The 13,625-nt window shown below is 30.2% G+C and carries 15 protein-coding genes; 1 reads left to right on the top strand and 14 read right to left on the bottom strand.

Annotated features, from left to right (window positions below):
* Positions 1 to 5 precede the first annotated feature (5 nt).
* From RT714_RS00890 to RT714_RS00905, 4 genes are read right to left on the bottom strand one after another with little or no spacing between them, the layout of a single operon-like run.
* Positions 6 to 1,418: an MBOAT family O-acyltransferase gene (locus RT714_RS00890; protein WP_313755732.1), complete on the bottom strand. Its 1,413-nt coding sequence runs from the start codon at positions 1,416 to 1,418 to the stop codon at positions 6 to 8.
* Between the two features lie 53 nt (positions 1,419 to 1,471).
* Positions 1,472 to 2,002: a DUF4358 domain-containing protein gene (locus RT714_RS00895; protein ID WP_313755733.1), complete on the bottom strand. Its 531-nt coding sequence runs from the start codon at positions 2,000 to 2,002 to the stop codon at positions 1,472 to 1,474.
* The gene (locus RT714_RS00900; protein WP_313755734.1) at positions 1,999 to 2,622 is read right to left on the bottom strand and encodes a hypothetical protein; all 624 of its coding nucleotides are present in this window, start codon (positions 2,620 to 2,622) and stop codon (positions 1,999 to 2,001) included. Before RT714_RS00900 ends, RT714_RS00895 begins: the two co-directional genes overlap by 4 nt.
* Complete coding sequence (locus tag RT714_RS00905) at positions 2,612 to 3,166, bottom strand: RNA polymerase sigma factor (protein WP_313755735.1); 555 nt, start codon at positions 3,164 to 3,166, stop codon at positions 2,612 to 2,614. The genes RT714_RS00900 and RT714_RS00905 overlap by 11 nt, the downstream gene beginning before the upstream one ends.
* A gap of 177 nt (positions 3,167 to 3,343) precedes the next feature.
* Between RT714_RS00905 and RT714_RS00910 the strand changes: the two genes are divergently transcribed.
* Positions 3,344 to 4,099 carry an SDR family NAD(P)-dependent oxidoreductase gene (locus RT714_RS00910; protein WP_313755736.1) on the top strand — a complete coding sequence of 252 codons (756 nt, stop codon included), beginning with the start codon at positions 3,344 to 3,346 and terminating at the stop codon, positions 4,097 to 4,099.
* A gap of 28 nt (positions 4,100 to 4,127) precedes the next feature.
* On the opposite strand, the gene RT714_RS00915 is transcribed toward RT714_RS00910, so the two are convergent.
* From RT714_RS00915 to RT714_RS00960, 10 genes are all read right to left on the bottom strand, one after another.
* Positions 4,128 to 4,616: a CD3072 family TudS-related putative desulfidase gene (locus tag RT714_RS00915; RefSeq protein WP_313755737.1), complete on the bottom strand. Its 489-nt coding sequence runs from the start codon at positions 4,614 to 4,616 to the stop codon at positions 4,128 to 4,130.
* Entirely contained in the window at positions 4,617 to 5,174 is a 558-nt protein-coding gene (locus tag RT714_RS00920) for a CD3073 family putative ECF transporter S component (RefSeq protein WP_313755738.1), read from the bottom strand.
* A 173-nt stretch (positions 5,175 to 5,347) separates the two neighbouring features.
* A complete protein-coding gene (locus tag RT714_RS00925) occupies positions 5,348 to 5,815 on the bottom strand; it encodes a hypothetical protein (RefSeq protein WP_313755739.1) in 468 nt (155 codons plus the stop codon).
* Between the two features lie 26 nt (positions 5,816 to 5,841).
* On the bottom strand, positions 5,842 to 7,050 hold the full coding sequence (locus RT714_RS00930; RefSeq protein ID WP_313755740.1) for an EAL domain-containing protein: 1,209 nt from the start codon (positions 7,048 to 7,050) through the stop codon (positions 5,842 to 5,844).
* A gap of 51 nt (positions 7,051 to 7,101) precedes the next feature.
* The gene (locus RT714_RS00935; RefSeq protein WP_313755741.1) at positions 7,102 to 8,010 is read right to left on the bottom strand and encodes an AEC family transporter; all 909 of its coding nucleotides are present in this window, start codon (positions 8,008 to 8,010) and stop codon (positions 7,102 to 7,104) included.
* Between the two features lie 325 nt (positions 8,011 to 8,335).
* Positions 8,336 to 8,644 (bottom strand): AzlD domain-containing protein, encoded by a 309-nt coding sequence (locus tag RT714_RS00940; protein ID WP_313755742.1) that lies wholly within the window; start codon positions 8,642 to 8,644, stop codon positions 8,336 to 8,338.
* A gap of 1 nt (position 8,645) precedes the next feature.
* Complete coding sequence (locus RT714_RS00945) at positions 8,646 to 9,350, bottom strand: AzlC family ABC transporter permease (RefSeq protein WP_313755743.1); 705 nt, start codon at positions 9,348 to 9,350, stop codon at positions 8,646 to 8,648.
* Positions 9,351 to 9,486: 136 nt separating this feature from the next.
* Positions 9,487 to 11,514 (bottom strand): methyl-accepting chemotaxis protein, encoded by a 2,028-nt coding sequence (locus RT714_RS00950; RefSeq protein WP_313755744.1) that lies wholly within the window; start codon positions 11,512 to 11,514, stop codon positions 9,487 to 9,489.
* Positions 11,515 to 11,687: 173 nt separating this feature from the next.
* Positions 11,688 to 12,443 (bottom strand): acyl-CoA dehydratase activase, encoded by a 756-nt coding sequence (locus RT714_RS00955; protein WP_313755745.1) that lies wholly within the window; start codon positions 12,441 to 12,443, stop codon positions 11,688 to 11,690.
* Between the two features lie 16 nt (positions 12,444 to 12,459).
* Positions 12,460 to 13,623, bottom strand: coding sequence for a double-cubane-cluster-containing anaerobic reductase (locus RT714_RS00960; RefSeq protein WP_313755746.1), 1,164 nt, complete (start codon positions 13,621 to 13,623; stop codon positions 12,460 to 12,462).
* Positions 13,624 to 13,625 lie beyond the last annotated feature (2 nt).

Below are 13,625 nucleotides of genomic sequence, written 5' to 3' on the forward strand. Positions count from 1 at the left end.
TCCTCCTAAAAACGAAAATATAAAAATGGATTATAGGATTGATCTACTAAATAGGCTATTGATAACACTAGTACCAATAATAAAAATATATTTTCTACAATCCATGATATATTATTAAATCTATCATTCATATATTTCCACAATCTTTTAGGTATATCTGTTGATCCAATTATAAGAATTAGAAACAATAATATATTTGTATACAGCAGATATAAAGATGTATGATTAAAAATATGCTTACTTCCAAATCCAAATAAAATTTTAATATAATTTAGCCCATCTTTTATTGAGTCAAAAGCAAATATTACCCAAGATATAAGGACTAAAAATAGAGTATAAATTCTTGTAAGATATTGAGGTAGTTTTTCCAATAAATTGAGAATAAACAGCTTTTCTATAATTAATATAACTCCAAAAAATAATCCCCATAGAGCAAAGTTCCAACTGGCACCATGCCATATTCCAGTTAAAATCCAAACTATCAATATATTTCTAATATGTTTAAACCTTCCTTTTCTATTGCCCCCTAAGGGAATATATAGATATTCCCTAAACCATGTACCTAAAGATATATGCCATCTCCTCCAAAACTCCGTAATGCTTTTAGACATATAAGGATAATTAAAGTTTTCTAAAAAATTAAACCCAAATATTTTCCCAAGTCCAATAGCCATATCTGAATATCCTGAGAAATCAAAATATATTTGAAAACTAAATCCCAATATACCAAGCCAAGCAGTTAGTACTGGAATATCTGATATATTTAGATTGGATATATTATTCCAAAGAATACCTATATTATTAGCTAGCAAGACTTTTTTTCCTAATCCTAGAATAAACCTCTTTATACCTTCACTAAACAAATCATAGGACTCTATTCTATTATTTATTTCTTCTGCTACAGTTTGATATCTAACAATGGGCCCTGCTATAAGTTGTGGAAATAAAGTTACATAGGTACCAAAGGAAATAATATTATTTTGTACCTTTGTATCACCCCTATAAACATCTATTGTATAGGACATGGTTTGAAAAGTATAAAAGGATATTCCTATGGGTAAAGTAAGGTTCAACAGAGAGATATTAAAACCAAAAATATTATTTATATTAGATATAAAAAAATCAGAGTATTTAAAAAATCCCAATAACCCTAAATTAGTAAATATAGATACTCCCAACCATAACCTTGCTTTATTTACATCTTTATTATCCTTGTAACAGTAAACTAATCTACCACAGGTATAATCAAGGACTGTTGAAAAAAGCATAATCCATATATACTTAGGCTCTCCCCAACTATAGAATAGAAGACTTGATAAAAACAAAATAAAATTCCTATATCTTTTAGGTGATATAAAATATATAGTTAAAACAACTGGTAAAAAATAAAATAAAAATAATATACTACTAAAAACCATAGTTTCCTCCATTAAAAAATATCTAGTCTGATAAAACCAGACTAGATTATAATTTATTCAAAAAATTTATTGATGACATCTTCTACCATCTGTATCTCTGCCTTAGCAAATTCTAGTCTTTCTTCATCTGTAGCTTCTTCTCTATCATCATATTTCCCAAGCATTAGAAAGAAAAGATAATCTCCATGTCTTACTATTTTAGAGGAGTTTACCTTAGCAATATTCATAGGATATTGGAAGGAATCTTCTATAAGATATTTTCTGTATTTCTCTAGACCTTCCTCTATAATATCTCCCTTCCCTTCCTTTGCCTTAATTGCTATAAAAGTATCTACACTGACATTAATCATTGGTGATTCTGCTATAAAAGTTTCCATATCTTCTGCTTTTATCCCTGTAAAATTTACTATTTCTTCTGTAGTCAATTCTCTATCTGGATAATAATCTTCACCGAGGGCTTCCTTAACTGCAACATGTACTTCCTTTAAATCTACTACCTTACTTCCATTTTCTTTTGTAGCACAACCTCCTAAAAATGTAACCATCATTATCATAGCCAAAAATAATCCAAATACCTTTTTCAATTTACTTCTCTCCTATCTATATTATCTTTTATATTGTCTATATTATATTTATTCCCCTGCTTATCTATAAAAATATCTTTTTCTATTTCCAAAAATTGACTTTCATCACCATTTAGTAAATAATATATTCCCTTCTCCTTCTGAAGAAATAATAAAGATTTCTTTCCTTTCTTAAATTCACCTTCCATTTGAGAAAAAACCTTTTCCTTCTCTACTTTCCCTCCCTTTATCCTAAGTATAATTTCATCATTATGAATATCTCCTAAAAATATTTCATCAACGCCTATGGTAATATCTGTATATATATAATTGTTTTCTTTTACATATTGACTTTTATTAATCTTTTTAGTTTCTCCTATAACTATATAATCTGCCTCATAGAAGTTAACTATCGGATCATTTATGGTAAACATCCTCACTATTTGAGGAATTTCAGTATAGTCTTTTGGAACTGAAATTTGTCCCCTAAATAATATTAAAGGAACTATTACAGCTATAGCTGCTGCCATAGATGAGATTTTTACATATCTTTTATAGATTGTACTTTTCTTAATTTTTTCTCTCTCTAATACTTCTGCCTTCTTATATATCCCTTCTAGGAATTCCCTATTATCTTTCATCTTTTTCTGCTCCTTTCTCCAATATTTCTTTGAGAGCTTTTCTAGCTCTATAGATTAATACTTTTGTCTGTCCTAAGGTTTTTCCTAGAATTTTTGATATTTCTCCATAAGATAATTCTTCAAAGTCAGCTAAATAAACAGCATTTTCATAATCAGGCTTCAACTTTTTTAAACTATCAAGAAGGAGCTTTTTTTCTTCATCTTTTATTATTTTTTCTTCTATACTATCTTTATCTACTAATATTTCATTATCTCTTTCAAAGGGTACTACCTTTAGCTTTGATTGCTTTCTTACATAATCTATTGCCTTGTTTTTTCCTAATGTATATATATAAGTTTTAAAGGAATAGTCAAAATTATACTTTTCCTTGTAAACATAGACATAGGCAAATACATCCTGTGCAATATCTTCAGCAGCAAAGATATCCCCAGTATATCTAGAAATAAAGTATATTAAATTGTCCTTGTGAGTAAGTACAAGGGTTTCGAAGGCATTTATACTGCCTTCAAGGAAATTTTTATATAAAATTTTATCATCTAACATTAGAGGCCTCCATTGTCTTTCATATATTATTCGTATAAAAAGATAAAAAGTTACAGTAAATTTTAATATTTCTTTAATTTGTTATAAAATACCCCTTAAATATGTAAATTAAAATTTTTCTTGACTTTTCCATACTAAATAGGAGAAAATAAATATAGAATACTTTGGAGGTGAAAAATGAGGTTAGATGAAAAAATTGTTCTAGTTACAGGAGCTAGTTCTGGTATAGGCAAGGAAATAGCTTTACTCTTTGCCAAGGAAGGTGCAAGGGTGGTTGCTGTGGCTAGAAGAATAAATAAGTTAGAAGAACTTGTAAATTCCACTATTGGATATAATGGAATAATCATTCCTTTTGAAGGAGATGTGTCTAAGCAAGAAGACATAGACAAGTTAGTAGATTATATAATAAAAAACTTTGGAAGAATTGATGTTTTAGTTAATAATGCAGGAAATCTTGATAACTTTACACCTGTCCATGATTTATCTGATGAGCTTTGGGAAAATATATTGGATATTAATCTTACAGCTCCTATGAAATTGGCTAGAAAAATAATTCCTTTTATGATTCAAGCTGAAAGTGGAAATATAGTTAATGTTGCATCAATAGGTGGACTAAATGGTGCTAGAGGTGGTGCTGCTTATACTGCATCTAAATTTGGACTTGTAGGGCTATCGAAAAATATTGGATTCATGTATGCTAATAAAGGAATTAGATGTAATGTTATATGTCCCGGTGGAGTAGATACAGAAATAACTTCAAATCAAAAACCCAATACCTTTGGGGTAGAAAGAATCATGTCTGGTACTGGAAATAATATAAGATCCGGATCTCCAGAGGAGATTGCAAATATAGCATTATTCTTAGCTTCAGATGAATCTAGCTTAATCAATGGTGCTACTATTGTGGCTGATGCTGGTTGGACTGCATATTAATCAGTGAAAAAACTAGGTGAATTTTCACCTAGTTTTTTATGAATTCTCTTAACTCTTTAATAAACTTTTCATTATCTTTTCCATCAAAGTATTCTTCCGGTACATCTAAAGTATTAAGGACTATTTGTTCTTTTTCAGCTAAGACTATTAATTCTTCCATAAGTATTCCTTTTATACCACCTATACTGCAAGTTGGACTTTCATTGATACCAATAAGTCCTATAACTTTACAATCATTTTCTAAGTATTCCTTCATCATATTTATAGTATCTTGAGATATATGTTTACACAGACTCCTATATTCTTTAGTATCGTATTCTAATTTATCCATAGGTTTTCGCTTCAACCCTAAATGCCTGTATTCTGGACAAGGCAATTGGTGAATTCCAATTCCCTTAGACACAATTTCTTGAATTATTTCTTTATATGCACCTTTTGCTCTGGCTAATGGATAAACTACTGTGTTTTGATTTAATATACAATGGGATATAAAAACAACCCTTTTACTTCTTTCCATTTACCTTGCTCCTTCGATATATCTTTTTGGGAGTCTTTTTATTAATAGAGAAACTATTATACAACTTGCTATTTTATCAACAAAGTTACTTGTTATTCTAGGAATAAATGCTGCCGTAAAAATCTTTTGTCCCGATTGAACTAGCCAAGTAAATAAAACATCATTAAAATCTCCTGTAATTCCTCCATATACGTATGTAGCTATAGGCGTACCAATTAAAGGTGCTACTACTGCAAGTAACAATCCTGTTATAATTGCAGTTACAAAGTTGAACTTCCACCTTTTAGATATAAAGCCCACAATAATTCCTATTGCAATATTCACTAATGCAAATGGTATAACCTTTGGATTTGTAATGACACCTTGAACTAAATTTGTTAATCCTCCTGCTAGGGCTCCATACCATGGTCCAAATACAGCAGCAGTAAAAATAGTACCTACAGTATCCAAAAATAATAATGGTATACTTAACATATCAACTACTGTACCAAGTATAATGTTTACCGCAATAGCTAAAGCTGAAAAAATTAATGCATAAGTTTTGTTCTTTTGGTTCATCTTTCATCCTCCTAAATATAATTTAACTAAATAAATTATATTATATGGACAATTTATTGTATAATTGATAAATACTATATCTAATTTTTAAGTATAGGTTGAGTTTATAGATATCATTTATGCCACAGGAGAACCTACTGTGCCCTGTGGCATTGGGCTCCCTCTGTGGCGATTTATTTAAACTTTACATTATATTCTCCATCTATTTTTTCCACAACTATATTAAGATTAGTTTTCTTTAAAAATTCATCTGGAATTTTAATATCCTTTTTGGTCAAATCGTAAAGAAGTTTTTCTATAGATTCTACGGCTTTGGTTTCGGTAGAATCAACTTGAGCAACGAGAATTTCATCTTTTTTAGGGTTAATAGTTACAGTCAATCCCTTACCAGATAATTTAACTCCATCCTCAGTAATTACCTCTTCTTTTAAATATTTAATATCTGATGAAATATTAGAAGATAATTCTTTTAATGACATATCTACTATTGGTTTGTCCTTATATTGAAACTCACCTATTTTTATCTTGCCCATCTCTACTGCATTATCAACTTTTTGACTAGTTTCAGGATTAAACATACCTAGTGCATTAAATATTAAAACAATTATAATCACCACTACTGCTATTTTTATGATTTTCATACTACTCATCTCCCTTATTCTTTAATTTAGATTATCTCTTTTAAGACCTTATTTGCCCATTGAATGGCCTCTATATATTCTTGATATAAAATACTTGGATCTACTTTTATTTCTTTTGAGACCTCTATTGCTTGTGCCCAATCACCTTTTTCATATGCTAACATTAGCTCATATATTGGATATAAAACTCCCCTGTTGTAAATCAATGCTTCTGATATAGAGTCTGAAATAGCTATATCTTTTAATGCCTCGGACATAGTTTGATCTAACATAGCATCAATTACACTAAATAACCCCATCATAGCTGCCTCATCTTTTATTTTTTTAAATCCGCTACATAAGGCAATTGACTCTGCAAATCTTGTACGAATTAGGGATAGTTTAATTAATTCTCTAGGCTTTTCCTTTCCCACATCTTGAAGCATTAATACATTTAGCCATCTTTCAATCTCTTTAGTACCCATATAAGTTAAAGCTCTTTTTATGGAATGAATTAAATCTTCCCCAGCCCTAGAGCTCACTGCACGAACAAGTCTATAAGATAAATTTACATCCTGCTGAATCATTTCTGCTAAATTATCAAAAGACACTTCTTCTTTTTTCAATTCGCTTATTATACGAAAGTACTGAGCTTTAGATGTACTTTTATTAGGTGTTTTACTAGTGATGCTAGGTTTACTAAAGAAATATCCTTGAAACAGATGAAAACCCATTTCCTTAGCCTTTAAGAACTCTTCTTTTGTTTCAATCTTTTCTGCCAATAAAATCTTATTCTGTGAAAGAGCCAAGTTTACATCTTTCTTAATGGTTTCTAATGGGGTTTCAATTAAATCAAATTTAATAATATCTGCAATTGGTACTAAGGGATACTCTCTATATTCTTCAGCAAAATCATCAAGAGCTATTTTATATCCTTTGTTCTTAAGGTCTTTAAGCCGCTCTATTAAATTTTCATCTACTTTAACATCTTCCAGCATTTCAACCACAAGTCTGTGGGAATCTATTAATTCTACTGCATTAGAATAGATAAATTCTTCATCAAAGTTAACAAATGCATATTTGTCTTCCACTATACTATCAATTCCTGATTCAAATAATCCGCCAATTACTGTAGCAGTTGCACTCATTGATGATACTCCACCAAATTTTTTTGAATCTATATCTGAACGAAATAATAACTCATAGCCATAAACATCTAAGTTTCGCTTAAAAATAGGTTGTCTAGCTATAAACATAAAATCTCCCCTTATTATATAAATATAAAATAGACATCTAGTACTTTTATGTTATAAAAACATTGAAATTAACGGTATTGTTGCTATAGATACAATATGGCTTATTATTGTAAATTTAGATGCAAGTTCTATTTCTCCATCATGTTTTTGGGTTAAAACTACAAGTAATATAGCTGATGGCAAGGATTGCATAGTAACTATAATACTTGTAAGTAGTTCAGGTGCATTTACAACCTTAAGTGCAGCTAATGATATAATGGGAGATACCAAAAGTCTAACAAAACAACCATAATATATATCCTTATCTCCTATTATTTCTTTAAACTTTAATTTTGTGATTTTTTCGCCTAAGACTAACATTGATAATGGTGAAGTAAGTGCTGAAAGCATGGACAATGGCTTATTTATTACATATGGTAATTGAATCTTTAGTATAAATAATATTGTACCTAGGATTACAGCAACTAATGCTGGGGTAGTTACTAATTTTCTAATAGGAGATTCTGTCCTTCCTTTTGAAAGTATGCCTTCCCCATATGTCCATAATAAAGTATGGTAAGGAATCATAAATACTGATGCATATAGAACTGCTTCTTGACCAAATAAATCAAATATTAAAGGAAGACCCATAAATCCAGAATTAGGAAATATGGCTCCAAATCTAAGCACTGCATTTTTATCTTTAGGGTATTTTATGAAAAAGAGTTTAGCTATTAATATAGTAAGAAAATGTATTCCTACGGAATATGCAAATATTAATAATACTCCTTTCAATGTATCATCCGAATAGCTCATATTAAAAGATGAAATTATAAGTGAAGGTAAAGCTATTGCCGTAAGAATTTGAGTCATACCCTTAGATATAGTGTCGTTTATTATATTTTTCTTTGTTGCTATATATCCTATTGCCATTAATATGGCTAAGACTACAACTTGTTGCGTTACAAAAGAAGTCTGCATATTTTTCCCCCTTAATGTCAATTAATTCTATTATATATTTTTTCTATAAAGAAAACTAGGTAATTTCACCTAGCTATTATACTTTATCTTATCTTCCCTTTTTAATCCAGCCAGCTACTTCCATAGTTCTATTTACTCCATGCTTTACTGCACACTCTACATATTCAACCATATTTCCATTTAATCTAATATAACAACTGTAGCATATAAATTGCCATCCGCTTTATAATATGATTTCTCCCTTCGATTATCATATATATAAATTTATTATTCTTTCTAGGTGATAATGATATACCCATGATGAAAGATAGTAAACAGTTTCATACTATACTAGGGTATTTATTGTTAGAAATGACAGTAATATTCCTGCTAAAACTGACAAAACCAAATTGCCCTTTATATATGATATAATAGCTGCAATTCCAATACCTGCCACAGTGGCTACCTTAACTCCATCTGCAGCAGTTATTATCCCCCTTATGATTAGAATGCTCAAAGAAGTATAAGGTATATATAATAAAAATTGTTTTATATTTTTATTTATTTTTCTATTACTTAATAGCATTAATGGCATCAGTCTTGGCAAATAGGTAACTAAAGTCATGCCTATTATTAATGGCAAATAATTCTTCATACTACTCCTCCCCTTTCTGGCTGAATATCATTGCTCCTATAGCTGAGGATATGATAATTCCAAGAATAATATCCCATCCTGAAATAAATAACTTAGAAGCAAATAATATTACATAAACTATTGATGATATTATAGCCAGAAATAAAACATTCTTTGATTTCTTTATCTCTGGAAACAATAAAGATGCGAACATAGCATATAAACCTATACTTAAACTTGATTGTAATGAAATAGGAAGTATCTCTCCTACTAGATATCCAGCCACTGTACCTAATACCCATGAGGTATAGGACAATATATTAATTGTGAATACAAAAGGTAAGCTTATATTATCTCTATTAAAAGATATTATAGAAAAGGTTTCATCAGTAATTCCAAAAGCCACTACCGGCAAATGTCTTTTATTCATATCTTCAAACTCTACTGCTAATGATGCTGCCATCATCATATGTCTAAGATTCAATAAAAAAGTTGTAAGTATTATGCTGCTTGTAGATACTCCAGTTTTTATTAAATCTAATGCCATAAATTGACTGGCTCCTGCATATACCATCATAGATAAAAAACTGGTATCTCTAAAAGAAATATCAGTGTTTTTTGATAATAATCCAAAGGCCATGGCTATGGGAAAATATCCTATAACTATTGGTAGAGATGCTAGAATTCCTTGTTTTACTTTTTTTGTCCTATCTTTTTCTATATTCATATTATAATCCCCTTTTTCACCTTAGCGTAATAGAAAATTAATAATATTATATTAGTATTATCATAAAAATACAAGAAGAAGAAAAACAACTCCAATTTTGATGACTAACACCAAAATGGAGTTGTTGAAGATAATATTATATTGAAAATATATTTAATTTGTCTTTTAATTCTCTTGCTAACTCCTTTAATTGCAATGCTGTTTCATTAAATTCTGTCATAGTTGCATTTATTTCCTCTGCTGATGCTGATACTTCTTCTGTACTCGCTGAGCTTTCCTCAGCTATGGAAGATATATTTAACATTCTATTTACTATATTATCTTTACTTTCATTTGTCTGATTTATGGAATCCTTTATTTTCTCTATTCCTCTCATTAATTTATTTATAGACTCCATAATCATGTTAAATATTTCTCTTGTTTCATTTACAAATTCTGTTTGCTCAGTAACTACCATTTGTGTGTCGTCCATGGTTTCTACTACTAATCTTGAGCCCTCCTTTATCTTCTCTATCAAAGCTTGAATCTGATATGTGGCATCTCCAGATTGCTCTGCTAACTTTCTTATCTCATCAGCAACTACTGAAAAACCTCTTCCTGCTTCTCCTGCCCTAGCTGCCTCTATGGCTGCATTTAATGCTAATAAATTAGTTTGAGCAGATATTTCATTTATAGTATCTGTTATAATACCAATCTCAGCAGTTACTCCATTCATTTCCCCTATGGCTACTGACATATCCTTAGCTTTTCTATTTGCTTCTTCAGTTTTTCCTATTAATTTATTCATCTGCTTTAATCCATCTTGACTTAATTCATTTGTTTCTGATGATATTGCATTCATACTATTGGCTAATTCTTCAATATTCTCAATTTCTGTTGCTAATTTATTTACTCCTTCTACTCCATCATTAATATCTTCCGCCTGAGATACTGTCCCCTGTGCTACTTGATCTATGGTTATGCTTATTTCATCTATGGCTATGGAAGCCTCCTTAGCAGAACCACTCATTATATCAGATGTACTTAATATAATATTTGAAGATTCTCCTATATTCCTTACTAAATTTCTAATAGTATTTATCATATCATTAAATCCATTGCTTAAATCTTCAAATTCATCTCCTGTATTTATATCAGTACGAAATAATAAATCACCTTCTGATACCTTTTGGAAACCATATAATAATTTATTAATATTCTTATTTATCCATCTTACTACAAACAATGCTATAATTACAGCTATAGTTGCTATAACAACTACCATAATTCCATTGGTTAATCTTATTTTATTTGTATCATCCAATAATTCTTTTTCATTTAAATCAACTACTATTTTCCAACCTCTTTTTGTATCTGTAGTATGACCTATATACTCTTTTTTACCATTTATCTCATATACATTAAAATTCATTTTTTCCCCAGAAATATCATTCCACCATGGCATTTCTTTAGCAGATTCACCACGTAATTCCTCTGAATCTGGATGAGCTACTGTTATACCTCTTGAGTCAATAACATGAAGATAACCATTTTCTCCTATCTTTATAGATGATAATATATTAGATAAATCCTCCAATGCTATATCTATAGCAACTGCCCCAATAATCTCTCCATCTACCTCTACAGTTTTAGAAATTGTAATTATATCTTTTCCTGTAAAGGCATCTATATATGGGTCTGAATAAGTTAACTTTCCTTTATTCACCACTGCATCTTTGTACCAATCTCTATCTGTCGGGTCATAATCTGGCGCCAATTGAGTTTCTGGATATAATATGGTCTGTTTATTTTTTAGTCCAATATATGCTCCAAGAATGGCAGAATCTGATTTCTGTGCGTATCCTAATCTTTCAAAAACCTCATCTGTAAGCTCTCTGTTAAAATAGACATCTTTAAATAATTTATCTTCTACAAATATATTGGCAATTGATTCAAATCGTCCAAAAGAAAAATCTATAGAATCTTGAACCTGCTCAATATTTTGCAAAGATGTAACTTTAAGCTTATTATATAGAATATTAAAGGATGTTTGATATGATAAAATACCTAATAATACTATAGGAATTACAGATATAGACAATAAAAGTATGATTAGTTTTGTCTTAATACTTTTCTGTCTTTTTATTTTTTTATTGCCTTCAGACTTATTTACCTCTTCTTTCATCTTTTTATAATCCCCCTTTGTTATTATTTTAACTAGCTTCTGCTATATATATCGACATTATTTTAAAATCCATTAATATTATCTATGATAAATTTCTTTGTATAATTTTTGCTTATAAACAAAAGGACAGGTTTTCCGTTCCAAATTGGAATGGAAAACCTGTCCTTTTGTTCCTATATATCTTTCGCTAATAAGGCAGCTCCTATGGATCCTGCATATCTTGCCAATGGACTTGTTTGTACTTTTACCCCTAGTTTTTCTGAAAGTAGATAGGCAAAAGATTCTACCTCGCATAGTCCTCCTGTTAAAAATATAGTATCAGTAGCACCATGTTTGTGTAAAAGGGCATATACTCTTCCCGTAATAGAATTTACTATGCCTCTTGCTATACTTTCTCTTTTAGTTCCAGAACCTATAAGACTTATAACTTCTGATTCAGCAAATACCGTACACATACTGGTAATGTTTATATCCTCTCCAGACAATGCCATTCTTCCTAATTCATCTATACCGACTCCTAAAGTATTTGCCATTAGCTCTAAAAATCTTCCAGTACCTGCTGCACATTTGTCATTCATTGTAAAGTTAGATACTTTCCCTTTTTCTAAGGTAATTATCTTAGTATCTTGTCCGCCTATGTCTATAACTGTACAATCTTTACCTAATAAATAATGAGTTCCTTTGCCATGGCAGGTAATTTCTGTAATGGTTTTATCTGCATAGGGTACGGAAATTCTACCATATCCTGTAGCTATAACCTTTGATTCATCTATTTTTATATTGTTTTTCTCTAGTTTTTCTTTAATTACTTTTGATGTTTCTATACTGCTCCATCCTGTAGGCATAGTGAAATTTTCCATTAGCTCAATATCATTAAATACGGAAACTTTCGCAGCTGTGGAGCCTATGTCTATACCAATATAATACATTTCCTATCATCCTTTACTATTTTGCAGTTGCTGGTCTCTCTATTGTTTCTAAAAAAGCTTCTACTCTTACCTTTACTTGTCCAGTATCTGAATCTGAATAATCAGTTTCTATTTGAATAAAGGGCAATTTTAATTTTTCTTGGACAAATTTCTTAACTGTAAATGATTCTATATTATATGTGTGACATGCTTGCCAAGTTAAATCTACTACTCCATCTACATCATATTCTTTAGCTAATCTTTCGATTAAATTCAATCTTCCATTATTATTTGTCATACATGAACAAGGTGTAGAAAGATATTTTTCTGCTAGTGCAGTTATAGGATCTTTTTCTTCATCTACCATAACATCTAATCCCTTGTATCCAGTACAATTCTCTAAGGCTACTACTGATGCACCAGCTTCTTCTAATGCCTTTAGTACCTTTTCTGACCCAGAACCTATTGGACAACCTGTAAGTAATATCCTGGGTGCTGTTTCATCAAAGGCATATATGCCTTTTGCCATACGTTCTTCTATTTCAGCTATTAATCTCTCTATTAAATCTATTCCCGATTCCTTATTTACATTAAAACCTTTTAACCATTGAGCCAACATCATATCCATTCCTGATAATGGAGCTGGTTTATGAGCATTTAATTTATGTAATCTCTTCATTGCGTCTCTTTCTTTATTCATAAGCTTAATAGCATCTCTTAGCTTTTCATCTGTTATTTCTACTCCAAATTGTTCTTCTAAAAAATTCTTAAACTTAATCATTTCTTTTTTCCATAAATCTAATGAATCTTCATCATTTGCTGTTTGCGGCAAATTCATTATATGCATTGGTTTTATTTTTCCCATTAATTCATACATTTTTTTCTTCCCATCACAAGTAGTTTCTGCTAAAAGTGCATCTGAGAAAAAGAAATATGGGCATTTATCTGTAATGGCAAATCCGTAGCTGGATTTTATAAGTGGACATAGATTTCTTGGCAGTTCTTTTTCTGCATCTTCTATAGGTGCTTGAGTTGTACCACATAATGTTACAGGTATTGCATCTGCTGCTAATGCTATTTCTGAAGGTGAAAATACACAATACATTCCTACAACTTTTTTACCAGACTCATGTGCTTCTTTAATTTTAACTGAGTTCACACCTCTTAATCCTTCAACTTCTTCCATTATTGATGGTCTCATAT

Origin of the sequence: Tissierella sp., from assembly GCF_032104385.1 — a bacterium.
Lineage (GTDB): Bacteria > Bacillota > Clostridia > Tissierellales > Tissierellaceae > Tissierella.

Coding starts and splice junctions, on each gene's coding strand:
- RT714_RS00935 (WP_313755741.1), bottom strand. CDS start 8,010: ATGCAGACTTCTTTTGTAACGCAACAAGTTGTAGTCTTAGCCATATTA.
- RT714_RS00960 (WP_313755746.1), bottom strand. CDS start 13,623: ATGAGACCATCAATAATGGAAGAAGTTGAAGGATTAAGAGGTGTGAAC.
- RT714_RS00910 (WP_313755736.1), top strand. CDS start 3,344: ATGAGGTTAGATGAAAAAATTGTTCTAGTTACAGGAGCTAGTTCTGGT.
- RT714_RS00950 (WP_313755744.1), bottom strand. CDS start 11,514: ATGAAAGAAGAGGTAAATAAGTCTGAAGGCAATAAAAAAATAAAAAGA.
- RT714_RS00955 (WP_313755745.1), bottom strand. CDS start 12,443: ATGTATTATATTGGTATAGACATAGGCTCCACAGCTGCGAAAGTTTCC.
- RT714_RS00945 (WP_313755743.1), bottom strand. CDS start 9,350: ATGAATATAGAAAAAGATAGGACAAAAAAAGTAAAACAAGGAATTCTA.
- RT714_RS00915 (WP_313755737.1), bottom strand. CDS start 4,616: ATGGAAAGAAGTAAAAGGGTTGTTTTTATATCCCATTGTATATTAAAT.
- RT714_RS00925 (WP_313755739.1), bottom strand. CDS start 5,815: ATGAAAATCATAAAAATAGCAGTAGTGGTGATTATAATTGTTTTAATA.
- RT714_RS00890 (WP_313755732.1), bottom strand. CDS start 1,418: ATGGTTTTTAGTAGTATATTATTTTTATTTTATTTTTTACCAGTTGTT.
- RT714_RS00905 (WP_313755735.1), bottom strand. CDS start 3,166: ATGTTAGATGATAAAATTTTATATAAAAATTTCCTTGAAGGCAGTATA.
- RT714_RS00920 (WP_313755738.1), bottom strand. CDS start 5,174: ATGAACCAAAAGAACAAAACTTATGCATTAATTTTTTCAGCTTTAGCT.
- RT714_RS00940 (WP_313755742.1), bottom strand. CDS start 8,644: ATGAAGAATTATTTGCCATTAATAATAGGCATGACTTTAGTTACCTAT.
- RT714_RS00900 (WP_313755734.1), bottom strand. CDS start 2,622: ATGAAAGATAATAGGGAATTCCTAGAAGGGATATATAAGAAGGCAGAA.
- RT714_RS00930 (WP_313755740.1), bottom strand. CDS start 7,050: ATGTTTATAGCTAGACAACCTATTTTTAAGCGAAACTTAGATGTTTAT.